Origin of the sequence: Duganella callida, from assembly GCF_004614165.1 — a bacterium.
In the GTDB taxonomy this organism is placed as follows: domain Bacteria; phylum Pseudomonadota; class Gammaproteobacteria; order Burkholderiales; family Burkholderiaceae_D; genus Rugamonas; species Rugamonas callida.
Genome location: NZ_SPVG01000237.1, coordinates 30000 through 47545, shown reverse-complemented (window position 1 = coordinate 47545; position 17546 = coordinate 30000). Strand labels below are relative to the sequence as shown.

Here is a 17546-nt window from a genome sequence, read left to right as displayed (position 1 = left end):
TGTAGTACGACTACCTGACTTGGAGACCACATGAATCACACCGCCGTCGCGGCGCTGCTCGCCGCCCTGCTACCCACGCTGGCCGGCGCCGCCGACTACCGCATCGATCACATGGACCCGCCGATGTGGTGGGCCGGCATGCACCATCGCGGACTGCAGCTGATGGTGCACGGCACGCGGATCGCCGACCTGGAGCCGGTGCTGGCCTACCCCGGCGTGCGCGTCGCCAGCGTCACGCGCGTCGCCAACCGCAACTACCTGTTCATCGACCTCGATATCGCGGCCGACACCCGGCCGGGCAAGCTTGACCTCGCGTTCCAGCGCAACGGCCAAACCGTCCTGCACTACGGCTACGAGCTGCTGGCCCGCGCGCCCGGCTCCGCCCAACGCGCCGGTTTCAACAGCAGCGACGCCATCTACCAGGTCATGCCCGACCGCTACGCCAACGGCGATCCGGCCAACGACAACGTCGGCGGCATGGCGGAACAGGCCGACCGCGCCGCAGCTTCGGGCCGTCACGGCGGCGACCTGCAGGGCATCGCCGATCACCTCGACTACGTGGCATCCATGGGTTTCACCATGTTGTGGCCTACGCCGCTGCTGGAATCGAATTCGCCGCGCGGTTCCTATCATGGCTACGCCACCACCGACCACTACCGCGTCGACCCGCGCTACGGCAGCAACGCCGCCTATCGCCAGTTGGTGGCGCAGGCGCGCGAAAAGCATATCGGCGTGATCCAGGACGTGGTGCTCAACCACATCGGCAGCCACCATTGGTGGATGCAGGACATGCCGATGCCGGACTGGCTGAGCTACCAGGGCAAGTTCGTGCCGACCCAGCATCACCGGGTGGCCGTGCAGGATCCATACGCAGCGCAAGAGGACAAGCGCAACTTCACCGCCGGCTGGTTCGCGCAGGGCATGCCGGACCTGAACCAGGCCAATCCCTTCGTCGCCACCTACCTGATTCAAAACAACGTCTGGTGGATAGAATACGCCGGCCTGTCCGGCCTGCGCGTGGACACCTACGGCTATTCCAACAACGACTTCCTCACGCGCTGGTCGGGCGCGCTGATGGCGGAATATCCGAAACTGAACCTGGTTGGCGAAGAATGGAGTCCGCTGATTCCGGTGGTGGCGCACTGGCAGGAGGGCAAGCGCAACACCGATGGCTATGTCTCGCACATGCCGAGCATGATGGACTTCCCGCTCAACGACGCCCTGCGCCGCGCACTGGTGGCGCCAGACGCCACGGACGCCGGACTGGTGACGCTGTACGAAACGCTGTCGCAGGATTACCTCTACCCCAATCCCGGCAACCTGGTTCTGTTCGAGGGCAACCACGATCTGTCGCGCATCTACAGCGCCCTGGAAGAAGACCAGGGCCTGTTCCGCATGGCGATGGCGGTGGTGGCGACACTGCCGCGCATCCCGCAGTTCTACGCCGGCACGGAGATCCAGATGACCAGCACCATCAAGGGTCGCGACGATGCCTCGTACCGCCGCGACTTCCCCGGCGGCTGGGCCGGCGACAAGGTCAACGCCTTCACCGGCGCCGGCCTGACGCCGAGGCAGGCCGACGCGCAGGCGTACATCCGCAAGCTGCTCAACTGGCGCAAAACCGCAACCGTCATCCATAACGGTAGACTGATGCACTACGGGCCGGAACAAAACACCTACGTCTACTTCCGCTACGGCGGCGGCAAAAAGGTGATGGTAGCCCTGAACAAAAACACCACCGACACCGTGCTGCCGACCGCGCGCTTCCACGAAATGCTGGAAGGCGTGCACGCGGGCGTGGATGTCATCACCGGACAGCGTATTTCGCTGGACGGCCAAGTCAAACTGCCGGCGCGGTCCGCGCTGATACTGGAGATCGAACCATGAAGCACCCGACCGCGCACGCGCCGCGCCGCGCCGACCGTCACCCTTCACCTCCCGCCCGCCGCGCCCTGTGCGCCGCGCTGCTGGCCATTCCCGCCCTCGGCGCGCAGGCGGCAAGCGCCAGCGCCAGTTATCCGACCTGGGACGGCAACAAGGAAACCGTCAGCTACACCACGCCCGACGCCACCGCGAAGCTGCGCAGCTACACCCAATCGACCACGCTGCGCGTGCGCGCCGAAGGAGACAAGCGCGGCAAGCAGGAAATCAGCTACCTCGAATCGTCCGGCCTGCCGACTGTCCGCAGCGGCAACCTCGCCTTCGACGCGCTGTTCGCGCTGGCGGGCAGCGAGATGAAACAGGATGCCGTCAGCGAAATCCGCGACGGCAGCTACAACGGCGGCAAGCCCATCCCCTGCGAGTGTTTCGAGACGGGTGAACTGTGGCACTACGTCTGGACCCGCGACCTGTCATACGCCGCCTCGCTGAGCCTCGGCATGCTCGATCCGCAGCGCGTGCGCAATTCGCTGGAGTTCAAACTCTCCGGCTACCGCGACGGCATCCAGCCCGGCGCCAACGTGATGGGCAGCGCGGATGGCCTGCAAATCGTACAGGACACCGGCAGCGGCGGCAGCTGGCCGGTCAGCACCGACCGCGTCACCTGGGCCTTCGGCGCGGACGAAGCACTGAAGGCACTGCCGTCCGCAGCGCGCCAGGCCTTCGCGCAGAAAACCCTGCGCGCCCTGTCGAACACGCTGGAAAACGACCGCATCGCCATCTGGGACGCGGCCGACGGTTTGTACCGGGGCGAAGAATCCTTCCTCGACTGGCGCGAACAGAGCTACGCGGCGTGGATGCCGGGCCAGCTGGCGTACATGGCCACCTCCAAAGCGCTGTCCACCAACGCCGCCCACTACAAGGCGCTGACGCTGGCCGCGCAGCTGGCGCGCGAACAAGGCGAGGCCGCGCTGGCGCAGCGCTACGCCGGCTGGGCGGCCGATCTCAAGGCCGCCATCAACCGGCGCTTCTGGCAGACCGACAGCGGCATGTACAGCAGCGTCACCGCCGGCCATTTCGACGGCGCGGCCGAGTACAAGTACGACTGGCTGGGCCAGTCGCTGGCCATCGTCACCGGCATCGCCGACCAGCGGCAGACGCAGAGCATCCTGGCGCACTATCCGCATGGTCCGCTCGGTGCGCCGGTGATCTGGCCGCAGCAGGCCGATACCGCCGTCTACCACAACCGCGCGATGTGGCCGTTCGTCACCGCGTTCGGCCTGAAGGCGGCGGCCATCGGCGCCAACGTCGCGGTGGCCGATGCGGCCTACGCCACGCTGATGCGCGGCGCGGCCACCAACCTGTCCAATATGGAGAACCTGGAGTGGCTGTCCGGCCAGCCGATGCTGGATGACGGCAAGCTGAGTGGCCCGGTGGTCAACTCGCGCCGCCAGCTGTGGTCCGTCGGCGGATATCTTGGCATGGTGGTGGGCAGCGTGTTCGGCGTGCAGACCACCAATGATGGTATCGCGCTGCGTCCCTTCATCACCGCCAGATTGCGCCGCGAAACCTTCGCCGGCAGCGACGCCATCACGCTCAACGACCTGACCCTGCGCGACAAGCGCCTGCAAGTGCGGGTGACGCTGCCCGCCGCCACCACAGGCGATGGCTATTACGCGGTCGATGGCGTTACGCTGAACGGCAGGCCGGCCGGCGCGACAATGAGCTGGGACGCGCTGAACGATGACAACGTGATTGAAATCCGTCTCGGCAAACTGCTGCCGGGCCAGCAGGACAAGCGCAGCGTCACCGCCAAACCGCTGGTGCGGGATGCCGCCGTCTACGCTCCGGCCGAGCCGCGCATCGCCAGCGCGGCGCGCGGCGCCTATGGCTATCCAACGCTGCAGATCGCGGCCGGCGGTGAGCAGGTCGGCGCGGGCGATGCGGGTCGCGCCCCCGGCGCCGGGGTCTACTACAACATCTACCGCAACGGCGTGCTGACCGGCGCCCGCATCACGACCGGCACCTGGTCCGACCGCCACGCTGGCGCCGACGGCAATCTGTGCTACGCGGTGGAAGCGGTGTACGCCCGCTCCGGCAACCGCAGTCACCACAGCATGCCGGTATGCCTGAACAGCGGTGAGGAAATCGCCGTCTCCAGCCCCGGCTGGGGCGCCCCGTCCGACGTCTTCACGCAGGACTTCAAGGTGGACCGCAATGGCGGTTACGCAGTGCAGATCCGATACCGCAACCTGGCGCACCAGATCAACCTGGGCATCAGCGGCGGCGTGAAATGGGCCGCGCTGAAAGACGCCACCGGCAATATCGTCGCCAACGGCGTGCTGCAACTGCCGCACTCCCCCGCCGATGCCGGACCGGTCTACTCGACGCCACTGCGCGCCAAGCTGAAGACCGGCAGCTACCGCCTGGAGCTCAGCGACTTCTACAACATGAGCTACATGCGCTCCAACACCAGCTACAGCGATGCGGGCGGTGTGCAGGGGCCATCGAACAAATTCGACATCCACGGCGTGCGCATCATGCCGCTGCCCGGGAGCGATGCCCCGGCCACCGCGATCGCCAGCGGCACGCTGCGCATCGTCGACAACTTCGCCTCGCCACAACTCGGCAACAGCCGCAAGCTGCGCATCTACCTCCCGCCCGGTTATGACACCAATCCGCGACAGCGCTATCCGGTGCTGTACATGCACGACGGTCAAAACCTGTTCGACGCCCGCAGCGCCGCCTACGGCGTGGCATGGGACATCAACGCCGCCATGGACAAACTGATCGCCGCCGGCGCCATCGCGCCCGCCATCGTGGTCGGTATCGACAACGCCGGCGAACAGCGCATCGCCGAATACACGCCCTGCTGCGACCCGAAATACGGCGGCGGCAAGCTCGATGCCTACGCCGCCTTCATCGTCGATACCGTCAAGCCCTGGGCCGACGCCAACCTGCGCACGCTGCCGGAGCGCGACCACACCGCGGTGATGGGTTCATCGCTGGGCGGCATCGCCTCGGTCTACATGGCGCAGAAATACCCGCAGGTGTTCTCCAAGGCCGGCGGCGTATCGAGTTCCTTCTGGTGGAACGAGCAGATGTTCATCAAACAGCCGCCGGCGCACCTGCCGGTCAGCTTGTACATCGACGCCGGCACCGACAACGACGGTCTGGAAGATACCCGCAAGATGCGCGACGCCCTGCTGGCGCAAGGCTTCAGGCTCGGCGAGGATCTGTACTACCACGAAGCGGCGGGCGGCAGCCACAACGAGAAATCGTGGGCCGCGCGCGCGCACCTGCCGCTGGAGTGGTTCTTCAGTCACTGAAAGCCGCGGTGCGCTGCTGGCGGTTGGCCAGCAGCGCCTCCACTTCCTCCGGCGACACCGCCGCGCTGAGGCAGAAGCCGAACGCCTCGTCGCAACCCAGCGCCGACAACTGCGCCAGCTGCTCGCCGGTCTCCACCCCGGCGGCGATCACCTTCATGTTCAGTCCATGCGCCATCTCGATGATGGAGCGCACCATGGCGCCGCCACGCTGCAGATCGTCGACGAACGCCTTGTCGATCTTCACCACGTCCACCGGGAAGCGCCGCAGATAGTTGAGCGACGCGTAACCGGTGCCGAAATCGCTGATCGCGATGCGCATCCCCATCTGCTTGAACTGGTTGAGTATCTCTTCCACGTTCTGGGTCTTATCGATCAGCATGGCCTCGGTGACTTCCAGCTCGATATGGCGTCCCGGCACGCCGGCCTGCTCCAGGATCGCGGCGAACACCTGCGCCACGTCCTTCTGGAAAAACTGGCGCGGCGACAGATGCACCGACACGATCAGCGGATGCCCCAGCGCCATCCAGTAGCGCGCCTGCGCGGCGGCGGTCGACATCACCCACGCGCCGACCGGCAGGATCAGCGTGCTCTGTTCCAGCACCGGCAGGAAGTCCAGCGGCATCACCAGCCCCAGTTCCGGGTGCTTCCAGCGCAGCAGCGCCTTGACGCCGGTGATGCGCTGCTGGCGCAGATCCAGCTTGGGCTGATAAGTCAGGATGAATTCGTCATGTTCCAGCGCGTGACGCAGCGCCGTCTCGAGGATCAGCCGCGAGTACGCCTTGGCCTGCATGGTGGGCAGGAAGCGCAGGCTGGCGCCCTTGCCGCGCTGCTTGACCGCGTACATCGCCAGGTCGGCCTTTTCGATCAGGGTTTCGAGATCTTCATCATCGTCGGGATACACCGAGACGCCGATGCTGGCGCCCACTTCCAGCGGTTCGCCGTGGATCAGGAACGGCTCGCCGATCGCCTTCATGATCTTGTCCGCCACCTGCTGCGCGTCGGCGCTGTTGTGCAGCTCGGTCAGCAGCACGATGAATTCGTCGCCGCCCTGGCGCGCCACCGTGTCCACCTCGCGCACGCACTGGCGCAGGCGCTGGCCGAACTGCACCAGCACCTGGTCGCCGGCATCGTGGCCCAGCGTGTCGTTGATCGATTTGAAGTGATCGATATCGACAAACAGCACCGCCAGCCGGCTGCCATGACGGCGCGCGTACGCCACGCCGTGCTCCAGCTGCAACTGGAACTGCAGCCGGTTCGGCAGCCCGGTCAGCGCATCGTGGTGGGCGATAAAATTCAGCCGCACTTCGTTGTCGCGCTGTTCCGCCAGCGCCGTCTGCAGTTGCGCGCAGCGCTGGCGCAAGGTACGCGCCTGCCACTCGCCGTACCACAGCGCCAGCAGGCAGGGCGCGACGCCTATCAGCGCGGGCAACAAGCTGTCCATGCTCTTCCCTCCTTCGGTGCGGAAGAGCAAATGATAGGGGAGAACCGGCAACAAAACAGACCGTTCCCGCTCACTATTGATGAGCGTCAAAACGGTCTGTGGTTTCGGCGTCCTGCTTGCTCAGGCCAGGCGCAGGGCGCGGCCGGCGGCGGCCGGCGCCAGGGCCGGCTGCTCGTCCAGCTTGAAGATGCTGACCGCCTCGCGCAGGCTGGCGGCCTGCTGCTCCAGCGACTCGGCCGCCGCCGCGGCCTGCTCCACCAGCGCGGCGTTCTGCTGGGTGACGCTGTCCATCTGGCTGATGGCGGTGCTGATCTGCTCGATGCCGTCGCGCTGCTCGCCGCTGGCCACCGAGATGTCGCCGATGATGGCCGTCACGCGCTGCACGCTGGCCACCACTTCGTTCATGGTCGCGCCGGCCTGGCCGACCAGCCGGCTGCCTTCCTCCGCCCGGCCGACCGAGGTGCCGATCAGCTCCTTGATTTCCCTGGCGGCCGCCGCGCTGCGCTGGGCCAATGTACGCACCTCGGACGCCACCACCGCGAACCCGCGGCCCTGCTCGCCGGCACGCGCCGCCTCCACCGCCGCGTTCAGCGCCAGGATATTGGTCTGGAAGGCGATGCCGTCGATCACGCCGATGATGTCGACGATGCGGTGCGAGCTGTCGTTGATCTCGCCCATGGTGCGCACCATCTGCGCCACCGCGTCGCCGCCGCGCGCCGCCACGCTGGACGCCGCTTCGGCCAGCCGGCTGGCCGCGCCGGCATTCTCATTGTTCTGCTTGACGGTGCTGGTCAGCTGCACCATGGCGGCCGCGGTTTCCTCGAGCGAACTGGCCTGCTCCTCGGTGCGGCCGGACAGGTCCAGGTTGCCGGAGGCGATCTCGGTGGCGGCCAGGTGGATGGTCTCGGTGCCGGCCCGCACGCGGCCGACGATGTTGCTCAGATTGTGCTGCATCGCCTTGAGCGCGCCCAGCAGCTGACCGATCTCGTCGCCGCGGTCGACCCGGACCTCGCTGCGCAAGTCCCCGGACGCCACCGTCCGCGCCACGCCGAGCGCCGCGTCCAGCGGCCGGGTGATGCCGCGTATCAGCGCGGTCACCGTGACCCAGCCGACCGCCAGCGTCACCAGCAGCGTCAGGCCCATGGTCCACAGGGTGCGGCGGTGGGCGCTGGCGTTTTCCTCGGCCATGGCCACGGTCAGGCGCCTGGCCTCGGCGCCGATGTACGCGACGATGTCGTCGATTTTGCGGGTCGGTTCGCGGTCCATGCCCTTGACCAGCGCATCGACCACCTGTGCGCTCTCAGGCCTGGCCGTATCGTACTGCTGCAACGCCTCGAGATAGCGCGCCACCAGCCCGTCCTGCGTGGCGATGGCCTCGCCGACCAGCGGCGTGCGCAAGCCCAGCTGGCCGAGCTGGCGCTCTAATTGCCGCAACGCATCGCGCGTGCTGGCGCCACCCTGCACGAAGGCCTGGCGGTAACGGTCGAACTGCGCGCGATCGTTGCCGCGGATCAGGATGTTCTTCCACTCCTGCACCTGGATCTTGAACTCGACCTGCGCGCCGCGCGCGGTATCGATGGCCTGGCTCAGCGCCACCGCGCGCGCCATGGCGTCGGCGCTGCGCTGGTTGCTGTCGTCCAGCGCCCGCCAGCCGGCGACGGCAACGATGGCCAGGGCGGCAAAGAAGAAGGCGCCCAGCAACCCCAGGCGCACGCCTATCTTGAGATTGGCAAGATTCATCGTTTCCTCCGTGGCAAGGGCTCTTGTCCATCATGCCCTTAAACCCACGGAGCAGCAAATGGAAAACCTAAGGGAATCTCACCGCTGCAACAGCTCCATGCTGTAGATATTGGTCGGCCGGCCGTCGGGCGGCATGATCTTGTGCTCGACGAAGCGCAAACCGAGCTTGGCCAGCAGATTGATGGAATTCAGGTTGGCCGGATTGGTGATGCCCATCAGCCGGGGCAGGCCCAGGGTATCGCGCGCATACGCCACCACGGCGGCGGCCGCCTCGTAGGTGTAGCCCTGGCCGAAATACGCCGGCCGGATGGCGTAACCGATATCGACCGCCGGCAGCGTGTCGCGCTTGATCAGGCCGCACAAGCCCAGCGGTGCGCCATCGCTCTTGCGCTCCATCACGTACAGCGAATGGCCGAGCTTTTGCTGCATCGCGCACGGACCTTCGAGTATCGCGGTGCGCGCACCCTCGATGCTGCGGATGCCCTTGTCGCCGATATGCTCGAGCCAGGTGGGGTCGTTGACCAGTTCGTAATAAAACGCCGCGTCGTCGGCGCTGATGGTGCGCAGGGTCAGGCGTTCGGTGTCGAGTATCTTCATGCGTCCGGCCAATGGGAGGGATCGGTCAGCAATTGGAACATCACATAGACGTCCACATAGCCGAGGTAGCGGTGGCAGTATGCGCGCGGCAGCGTGCCGACGATGGAAAAGCCCAGCTTTTTCCACAGCAGCACGGCCGGCTTGTTGGAACTGACCACGTAATTGAACTGCATCGCCAGGTAGCCCTGGGTGCGGGCGCGGTCCAGGCAATCGTTGCCGAGCAGGGTGCCGACACCGACGCCCTGCGCCGCCGGGCTGACCATGAACGCGGCGTTGGCGACGTGGGCGCCGCGGTCGCGCTGGTTCGGCATCAAGCGGTACATGCCGACCAGGCGCTCGTGGTTGAGGATGGCCACGTAGCTGTCGATGCCGGGGCCGAACCAGTAGGCGTGGCAGTCTTCGCGGCTGGTGTCTTCGGCAAAATAATAGGTGTCGCCGCTGGCGATCAACTCCTGGAAGATTTCCCACATGGCGCCGAAGTCGGCTTCCGTGGCGGGGCGGATGGCGATTTCTTTCAAGGCTGCTCCACGCAGATTGAACAATGTCCGATTGTCATGCATTTCCGCTATCAAGTCCAGCCTGACGGCCGAGGCGGAAATCGACGCTGGCCGGCCGGCCCGGCAGGTTCAGGCTGGCCCGCGCGCGCGGCGACTCGGCGATCACCTTACCCCGGCGCATCACCATGCGGCGCGCGGCGCGCAGGCGGATCGCCTCCACCGGATCGGCCGCGTCCAGCAGCACCAGGTCGGCGTGGCAGCCGGGCGCGACGCCATAACCTTCCAGGCCGAGGATGGCGGCCGGCGTCTCGGTGACGGCGCGGAAACAGTCGCGCATGGCGTCCTGTCCCGTCATCTGCGCCACGTGCAGGCCCATGTGCGCCACCTCCAGCATATCGCCCGAACCCAGGCCGTACCACGGGTCCATCACGCAGTCGTGGCCGAACGCGACCGGGATGCCCATCGCCAGCATTTCCGGCACGCGCGTCATGCCGCGCCGTTTCGGATAGCTGTCGTGGCGGCCCTGCAGCGTGATGTTGATCAGCGGGTTGGCGATGGCCGCCACGCCCGATTCGCGCATCAGCGGCAGCAGCTTGCTGACGTAATAATTGTCCATCGAATGCATGGAGGTCAGGTGCGAGCCGGTCACGCGGCCGTGCAGGCCCAGCCGGTGGCACTGGAACGCCAGCGTCTCGATATGGCGCGACAGCGGATCGTCCGACTCGTCGCAATGCATGTCCACCCGCAAGCCCTGGTCGGCGGCGAATTCGCACAGGATGCGCACCGACTCGGCGCCGTCGGCCATGGTGCGTTCGAAGTGCGGAATCCCGCCCACCACATCGACGCCCATGGCGATCGCCCGCTTCAGATTGATCAGCGCGTTCGGGCTGCGCAGCACGCCGTCCTGCGGAAACGCCACCAGTTGCAGATCCAGATACGGCGCCACCAGCCGCTTCACCTCCAGCAGCGCCTCCACCGCCAGCAGCCGGTCGTCGCAGACGTCGACGTGGGAACGGATCGCCAGCAGCCCGCGCGCGGCGGCCCAGTCGCAGTATTGCAGCGCGCGCTCGACCAGCGCCTGCTGGCTCAGTTGCGGCTTCAACTCGCCCCACAGCGCGATGCCCTCGAGCAGCGTGCCGGAGGCGTTGACGCGCGGCAGGCCGTAGCTGAGCGTGGCGTCCATGTGGAAATGCGCATCGACAAACGGTGCCGTCAGCAGATCGCCCTCGGCGTCGATGTCGCGCGCCGCCCGCAGCGGCAGGCGCGCACCGACGGCGGCGATGCGGCCGTCGGCGATGGCGACATCGATGCCGCGGCGGCCGTCGGCCAGCGTGGCGTTGCGTATGACTACATCCAACTGCGCATCCATCGGCACTCCTCTTGATTTTGAGTAAGGCCATTGTAGGCAGATTCACCAAAATACAGCAATTGTTGCGTCGCACTAATCAATTGTTGTGGCTGCGCGCGCATGGTATAAAAAATAACTTTCCAAGCCGCGCATTCGTGGCTAGAATGAACTTTATTGCGTTGCATCATAATCCAGGAGAAATTATGTCTTCGATCACCGAAACGTTTTCCGCTGCCACGAAATCGCAATTAGAAGCCCAGTTCCAGATCTTCGCCAACCTGTCCAAAGCGGCGGTCGACAGCGCTGAAAAAGTCATCGCGCTCAACCTCAACACCACCCGCGCCTCGGTGGAAAAATCGTCGGCCGCAGCCAAGAAACTGCTGGCCGCCAAAGACCCGAAAGAATTCTTCAGCCTGAGCGCGGCCGAGCCGATCGCGCTGGACAAACTGTTCGCCTACAGCCGCGAGCTGGTCAACATCGCCACGGCCGCGCAGAGCCAGCTGCTGCAAACGGCCCAGAGCGGCATCCGCAAGGCCGGCGCCGCCACCGTTGCCGCCGCCAAGCCCGCCGTCCTGCCGCCGGTGACAGCGCCAGCCGCGGCCCCGACCTCGCCGGCCGTGACCGCCGCCGTCCTCGCCGCCGTCCACGCGGTCAACGAACCGGTCCCTCCGGCGGAAATCACCACCCCGAAACCGGTCGCCGCGCAGCTCGACATCGAAGACGTCGAACCGATCGAAGTCAAGGCCGACGTACCGCACGTCTTCCCGGAACCGGCGGTGAAACCGATCGCGCTGTCGCCGAGCGAGGCCAAGCCGACCAAAACCAAGTCCGCCTCGGCCCCCAAGGCCAGGAAATAAAAGTCGGGGTCAGAGCGCTGACCCCGATCTTGGTTGGCATGTTGTATCCTAGCGGGCTACACGCTTTCCGAGGCAACATGCATGTCTAAACTTTCCCGGCTGATCGGCGCTTTTGTCCGCGAACACAGCCGTGCTTATTTCGTGTCCGGCGCCATGCTGGCCGGCGTGGCGACGCTCAGTATCCTGGTGCCGCGCAAGGTCGGCGCCATGATCGACGGGCTGGCCAACCATACACTGGCCGGCAACGCGCTGCTGATGCAGATCGGTCAGCTGCTGGCGATCGGCGCCGGCATTTATTTCCTGCGCGTCGGCTGGCGGCAGATTCTGTATGGCGCGGCGTATCAGCTCGGCGTGTCGCTGCGCATCCGCCTGTACACCCGCTTGACGCTGCAGTCGCCCGGCTTTTACCAGCGCCAGCGCACCGGCGATCTGATGGCGCTGGCCACCAACGATATCGACGCCATCGAGATGGCCGCCGGCGAGGCGATGCTGGCCGGCTTCGACGGCGCCCTCACCTTGGTGGTGGTGCTGGGCGTGATGCTGCTCGGCGTCGACTGGCGCCTGGCCTGCATCGCGCTGCTGCCGTTCCCGCTGATGGGCTGGGCTTTCTGGTATATCTCGGGCCATATTCATACGGCCTCCACCGATTCGCTCAAGCGCTTCAGCGCGCTGAACGGCCATGTGCAGGAAACCTTGTCCGGCGTGCGCACGCTGCGCGCGCTCGGCCTCGAGCAGCGCAGCGCGCGGCAGTTTGCCGAGCTGGCCGGCAAGGCCTCCGACGCCAGCCTGCGCGCCCAGGTGTGGGAAGCCGCCTATGAGCCGGCGGTCGGCCTGACGCTGACCGCCGCCAGCGGCCTGACCCTGGGCCTGGGCGGCTATCTGGTCTGGCAGAACCAGCTGACCATCGGCGCGCTGACCAGTTTCACCATGTATCTGGGCCAGCTGATCTGGCCGATGTTCGCCGCCGGCTGGGTGCTGTCGCTGATCGAACGCGGCCGCGCCGCCTGGCAGCGTTTGCAGCCGATGCTGGATGCGCCGCTGGCCATCGCCGACGCGGGCACGCTGAGCGCGGTGGCGCCCGGCCCGATTGTCCTGCGCGACCTCAGTTTCGCCTACGCCGAGCAGACCACGCCGGCCCTGTCCGATATTGCGCTGGAACTCAAGCCGGGCCAGACCCTGGGCCTGGTCGGCCCCACCGGCAGCGGCAAGTCGACGCTGCTGCGCCTGTTGCTGCGCCAGCTGACGCCGCAGCACGGCAGCGTGGAGTGGTCCGGCCACGCGCTCGACGCCTACCAGCTGCGGGCACTGCGCGCCGCCATCAGCTGGGTGCCGCAGGAGTCGTTCCTGTTCTCGGCCTCGATCGCCGACAACATCGCGCTGGCCCGTCCCGACGCCAGCCGCGCGCAGATCGAGCACGCCGCCAACCTGGCCGCGATCCATGACGATATCCTGCTGTTCCCCGACGGTTACGACACCCAGGTCGGCGAAAAAGGCATCACGCTGTCCGGCGGCCAGCGCCAGCGCGTGGCCATCGCCCGCGCGCTGCTGGCCGATAACGATCTGCTGCTGCTCGACGATGCGCTGTCCGCCGTCGACACCGGCACCGAAACCCACATCCTGCGGCATCTGGAACAACTGCGCCAGCAGCGCAGGGGCCGCAGCGCGGTCATCGCCAGCCATCGCCTGAGCTCCGTGGTCAGCGCCGATCTGATCATCGTGCTGCGCGATGGCCGCATCAGCGAAACCGGCAGCCACGAACAGCTGCTCGCCCAGGACGGCTGGTACGCCAGCCAGTGGCGCTATCAACAATTGGAAGCCAGTCTCGATGCTCTCTAAGCCCGACACCACCTCGACCCGCCGGCAGATGGCGCAAGCCCTGGCGCTGCTGCGCCGCGCCGCGCACCCGGACCGGCATCACCTGGCCTGGGCCATCCTGTGGCTGGCCGCCGCCGCGCTGCTGGAAGTGCTCGGCCCCATCATGGGCAAGGCGCTGATCGACGAGCACCTGCTGCCGCACCATCTCGACTGGCCGCGCATGGCCGGCCTGCTGGCCGGCGTGGTGCTGACCGGCTGGATCGCCAGCGGCCTGCGTTACCTGCAGCTGGTGCGCCTGTCCGGCCTGGCCATGCGCTCGGTGATGCGGCTGCGCGAGATGGTCTACAACCACGTGCTGTCGCTGCCGATGGCCTTCTTCGACCGCGCCATCACCGGCCAGCTGGTCTCGCGCGTGACCAACGACACCGAGGCGGTGAAAAACCTGTACATCCAGGTGCTGTTCGTGATGCTCGATTCGACCATCGTGCTGGTCGGCACCGTCTGCGCCATGGCCTGGCTGGACTGGCGCCTGATGCTGATCGTGCTGGCGCTGCTGCCGGCGGTGCTGCTGATCGTCTGGCTGTACCAGCGCTGGAGCGCGCCGGCCGTGACCCGCGCGCGCGCGCTGCGCAGCGAGATCAATGGCCAGATGGCCGAATCGATCGGCGGCATGAGCGTCCTGCAGGCCAACAATGCCGAGGCGCGCTTCGGCGCCCGCTTTGCCGCCACCAACCGCGAGCACTACAGCGCGCGCCTGTCCGAGCTGCGCGCCAACGCCTGGCTGCTGCGTCCCGCGCTGGACATGTTCAACATCATCCTGCTGGCGGCGGTGATCTTCATGTTCGGCCACCGCGAGATGACCGCCACCGAAGTCGGCGTGCTGTACGCCTTCATCAGCTACCTGGCGCGCGTGATCGAGCCGCTGATCCAGATCACCATGCAGTTCAGCCAATTGCAGCAATCGGTGGTGGCGGCCGCGCGCGTCGGCGCCCTGCTGGACGAGGCCGCGACGGCGCTCAACACCGAGGCCGGCCTGGCCGCCGACCGCAGCGCCGCCAACGACGCCAGCGTCCCCGCCGTCTCGATCCGCCACCTGGACTTCGCCTACAACCCCGGCCAGCCGGTGCTGCACGACCTGTCGCTCGACATCCCGCAAGGCTCGTTCACCGGCATCGTCGGCCACACCGGCAGCGGCAAATCGACTTTGCTGTCGCTGCTGCTGCGCTTCTACCCGGCGCGGCATGGCAGCATCATGATGCACGGCATGCCGCTGGACGCCATCGACAACGACCGCTTCCGCAACGAAGTCGGACTGGTGCCGCAAGACCCGTTCCTGCTGGCCGCCTCCGCGCGCGAGAACATCGACATGGGCCGCAATCTGCCGCAGGAACAGATCGAGGCGGCCGCGCGCGCCGCCCACGCCCACGATTTCATCCTGGCGCTGGACCAGGGCTACGACACCGCGCTGGGCGAAGGCGGCTCGCGCCTGTCGGTCGGCCAGAAGCAGCTGATCGCCATCGCCCGCGCGCTGGCCGGCACGCCGCGCATTCTGCTGCTGGACGAGGCCACCTCGCACATCGATTCGCAGACCGAGCAGATCGTGCAGGTGGCGCTGGACGAATTGCGCGGCAAGGTGACGGTGATCGCCATCGCGCACCGGCTGTCGACCATCCGCGACGCCGACCGCATCATCGTGCTGAACCACGGGCGCATCGCCGAAACCGGCCCGCACGAGCAACTGATGCAGATCGACGGCGGCCTGTACCAACGCCTGTATCTTTTGCAACAGCTGGCGGCCTGAGTAAGCACTTTATTTATGTTGCTGTTTTTCCGCCAACAAAAACTGTGCGATTTTGGAGAATAATCGCATCGTCCGGGACTTTCTACGTTGCAACGGCATATAATTGTCTAGACATTGCGTGGCATGCGGGGGCGTCAAGTTGGCAGGATCGAGAAATGGCGGATGGTGGCAGACGAAGCGGCGCACCCTGGTAGCAGCCGCCGCGCTGGCGCCGCTGTGGGCGCTGGCCCAGCCGACGCTGGATGAGCGCATCTTCGACATCCGCGAGCAAAGCCGCTTCGTGCCCGACAAGGCGCTGGCGCAGCTGCAAAAGCTGCAGCCCGAGCTGGCCGCCGCCCCTTCCTACACCCGCGCCGAATTCCTGACCCAGATGAGCGCCACGCGCATGCGCCTGGGCCAGAACGATGCCGCGCTGGCCGCCGCCGAACAGGTGATCGCCTTCGGCAAATCGCTGCGCGACGACGCCATCGTCGCCAAGGGCATGCTGGCCAAGACCTATGTGCTGTTCGCCCAGTCCGACTTCGAGGCCGCCCACACGCTGGCGTTTGCCGCCGAAAAGCTGGTGCTCACCACGCGCGACAATCCGCTCAAGGTGCAGGCCACCATCACTGCCGGCCAGTCGTACGCGGAACAGGGCAACTTCCCGTCGGCGCTGCTCAAGTTGCAGCACGCGGTGGACATGGCGCGTGCGCCGGAAGGCGATGCGATCAGCCTGGTGGCGGCGCTGAATGCGCTGGCCAAGCTGTACACGCAGGTGAAGGAATACGACAACGCTTCCGAGACGCTCAACGAGCTGCTGGCCGAAACCGAGAAACTCGATTCGCCGGGCCGCATGGCGATGGCAAAGAACACCGAGTACGGCCTGGCCATCGACTCCGGCCAGCCCAGGCGCGCCTTGCAGGCGCTGCTGAAAAGCCTGGAGCTCGAGCGCAACATGGGCGCCGAACGCATGGTGGGCATCACGCTGGTGAACCTGTCGGACAGCTATCTGAAGGAACACAACTACGGCCGCGCGGCGCAGTATGCGCAGGAGGCGCTGCGCTCCACCGACAACACCCGCGACCAATCGACCGAAGCGACGGCGCGCGTCAATCTCGGCCAGGCCTATCTCGGCATGGGGCGGCTGGCCGAGGGCAAGAAGCAGTTCGAGCTGGGACTGGTGCGCTACGAACAGGAAAACAACAAGCCCGACCTGCAATCGACGCTGCGCGAATATGGCATCGCGCTGGAACGCGTGGGCGACCTGGCCGGCGCGGTGGCCGCCTACCACCGCGAACGCGCGATTGCCGACGAGATGTTCGAAAAGCGCCGCCAAAAGGCCATGCTGGAGTTCCAGGAAAAATACGAGACCGAAAAGAAGCAGCGTCAGATCGAGCAGCTCAGCCACGAGAACAAGGTCAAGGGCGCCGAGATCGACAACCGCCGCCTGCAGCAGCGCGTCTGGTGGCTGCTGGCCCTGGTGTTCGCGCTGGCGGCGGCGGTGGTTGGCCTGTTATACCGCAAGGTGCGACACGCCAACGCCCAGCTGGAAGTCAAGAACATGGAGCTGAAGGCGCAGTCCACGCTGGACCCGCTGACCTCCCTGTACAACCGCCGCCACTTCCAGGACTTCATGCGCGGCCTGAATCTGCAAGCCAGGGACGGCGCGGACGACATCGTCGGCGCCCTGTTCCTGCTGGACGTCGACCACTTCAAGCACATCAACGACAACTATGGCCACGCGGCCGGCGACGCGGTGCTGAAGATGATCGCCGAGAACCTGCGCATCGCGCTGCGCGAGACCGACATGATCGTGCGCTGGGGCGGCGAGGAATTTCTGGCCTTCCTGCCGGCGATACCGCGCAGCGGCGTGGACGACATCGCGCGGCGCATCCTGCACAGCATCTCGTCGCAGGCGCTGCGTTACGGCGAACATGAGATTTCGGTCCACGTCTCGGTCGGCTTCTCGCCGTTCCCGCTGATGCCGGGCGGCGCGCCGCTGCCGTGGGAGCGCGCGGTGAACCTGGTCGACATGGCGCTGTACCTGGCCAAGGCCCACGGCCGCAACCGCGCCTACGGCGTGCGCGGCTTCGAGAATTTCCACCTGACCTCGATGGAAGCGATCGAACAGGACCTGGAGCGCGCGTGGCGCGCCGGCTTCGTCGACCTTAGCGTGGTGCTGGGCGACGGTCCCGACACGCCGACCACGCCGACCGAGCGCGACAACGTCGTCTCGATCCGGCACGCGCTGCAGAAGCACTGAA

At 66.5% G+C, this 17546-nt stretch carries 11 protein-coding genes; 6 read left to right on the top strand and 5 right to left on the bottom strand.

The window, feature by feature from the left end; translation table 11 throughout:
- Nucleotides 1-30 precede the first annotated feature (30 nt).
- Both E4L98_RS23935 and E4L98_RS23930 read left to right on the top strand, forming a co-directional pair.
- Nucleotides 31-1887 (top strand): glycoside hydrolase family 13 protein, encoded by a 1857-nt coding sequence (locus E4L98_RS23935; RefSeq protein WP_135204041.1) that lies wholly within the window; start codon nucleotides 31-33, stop codon nucleotides 1885-1887.
- The gene (locus E4L98_RS23930) at nucleotides 1884-5207 is read left to right on the top strand and encodes an alpha/beta hydrolase-fold protein (RefSeq protein ID WP_135204040.1); all 3324 of its coding nucleotides are present in this window, start codon (nucleotides 1884-1886) and stop codon (nucleotides 5205-5207) included. The genes E4L98_RS23935 and E4L98_RS23930 overlap by 4 nt, the downstream gene beginning before the upstream one ends.
- Here E4L98_RS23930 and E4L98_RS23925 read toward each other — a convergent pair.
- The 5 genes from E4L98_RS23925 to E4L98_RS23905 form a co-directional block, all read right to left on the bottom strand.
- Nucleotides 5197-6648, bottom strand: coding sequence for a putative bifunctional diguanylate cyclase/phosphodiesterase (locus tag E4L98_RS23925; protein WP_135204039.1), 1452 nt, complete (start codon nucleotides 6646-6648; stop codon nucleotides 5197-5199). The genes E4L98_RS23930 and E4L98_RS23925 overlap by 11 nt on opposite strands.
- A 120-nt stretch (nucleotides 6649-6768) precedes the next feature.
- On the bottom strand, nucleotides 6769-8388 hold the full coding sequence (locus E4L98_RS23920) for a methyl-accepting chemotaxis protein (protein ID WP_135204038.1): 1620 nt from the start codon (nucleotides 8386-8388) through the stop codon (nucleotides 6769-6771).
- 78 nt (nucleotides 8389-8466) lie between these two features.
- Nucleotides 8467-8985, bottom strand: coding sequence for a GNAT family N-acetyltransferase (locus E4L98_RS23915; protein ID WP_135204037.1), 519 nt, complete (start codon nucleotides 8983-8985; stop codon nucleotides 8467-8469).
- Nucleotides 8982-9503, bottom strand: coding sequence for a GNAT family N-acetyltransferase (locus tag E4L98_RS23910; protein WP_135204036.1), 522 nt, complete (start codon nucleotides 9501-9503; stop codon nucleotides 8982-8984). Before E4L98_RS23910 ends, E4L98_RS23915 begins: the two co-directional genes overlap by 4 nt.
- 34 nt (nucleotides 9504-9537) lie before the next feature.
- Nucleotides 9538-10839 carry an amidohydrolase family protein gene (locus E4L98_RS23905; RefSeq protein WP_135204084.1) on the bottom strand — a complete coding sequence of 434 codons (1302 nt, stop codon included), beginning with the start codon at nucleotides 10837-10839 and terminating at the stop codon, nucleotides 9538-9540.
- A 194-nt stretch (nucleotides 10840-11033) separates the two neighbouring features.
- Here E4L98_RS23905 and E4L98_RS23900 point away from each other — a divergent pair, with 194 nt between their 5' ends.
- The 4 genes from E4L98_RS23900 (at nucleotide 11034) to E4L98_RS23885 (ending at nucleotide 17545) form a co-directional block, all read left to right on the top strand.
- Complete coding sequence (locus E4L98_RS23900; protein ID WP_167761429.1) at nucleotides 11034-11687, top strand: phasin family protein; 654 nt, start codon at nucleotides 11034-11036, stop codon at nucleotides 11685-11687.
- A gap of 81 nt (nucleotides 11688-11768) precedes the next feature.
- Nucleotides 11769-13523: an ABC transporter transmembrane domain-containing protein gene (locus E4L98_RS23895; protein WP_135204034.1), complete on the top strand. Its 1755-nt coding sequence runs from the start codon at nucleotides 11769-11771 to the stop codon at nucleotides 13521-13523.
- Nucleotides 13513-15303, top strand: coding sequence for an ABC transporter ATP-binding protein (locus tag E4L98_RS23890; protein ID WP_135204033.1), 1791 nt, complete (start codon nucleotides 13513-13515; stop codon nucleotides 15301-15303). The genes E4L98_RS23895 and E4L98_RS23890 overlap by 11 nt, the downstream gene beginning before the upstream one ends.
- Nucleotides 15304-15442: 139 nt before the next feature.
- On the top strand, nucleotides 15443-17545 hold the full coding sequence (locus E4L98_RS23885; RefSeq protein WP_135204032.1) for a GGDEF domain-containing protein: 2103 nt from the start codon (nucleotides 15443-15445) through the stop codon (nucleotides 17543-17545).
- Nucleotide 17546 lies beyond the last annotated feature (1 nt).

Excerpts from the sequence above, each read along its gene's own strand:
- E4L98_RS23935 (WP_135204041.1), top strand. The coding sequence starts at position 31 with ATGAATCACACCGCCGTCGCGGCGCTGCTCGCCGCCCTGCTACCCACG.
- E4L98_RS23915 (WP_135204037.1), bottom strand. The coding sequence starts at position 8,985 with ATGAAGATACTCGACACCGAACGCCTGACCCTGCGCACCATCAGCGCC.
- E4L98_RS23890 (WP_135204033.1), top strand. The coding sequence starts at position 13,513 with ATGCTCTCTAAGCCCGACACCACCTCGACCCGCCGGCAGATGGCGCAA.
- E4L98_RS23895 (WP_135204034.1), top strand. The coding sequence starts at position 11,769 with ATGTCTAAACTTTCCCGGCTGATCGGCGCTTTTGTCCGCGAACACAGC.
- E4L98_RS23930 (WP_135204040.1), top strand. The coding sequence starts at position 1,884 with ATGAAGCACCCGACCGCGCACGCGCCGCGCCGCGCCGACCGTCACCCT.
- E4L98_RS23920 (WP_135204038.1), bottom strand. The coding sequence starts at position 8,388 with ATGAATCTTGCCAATCTCAAGATAGGCGTGCGCCTGGGGTTGCTGGGC.
- E4L98_RS23900 (WP_167761429.1), top strand. The coding sequence starts at position 11,034 with ATGTCTTCGATCACCGAAACGTTTTCCGCTGCCACGAAATCGCAATTA.
- E4L98_RS23925 (WP_135204039.1), bottom strand. The coding sequence starts at position 6,648 with ATGGACAGCTTGTTGCCCGCGCTGATAGGCGTCGCGCCCTGCCTGCTG.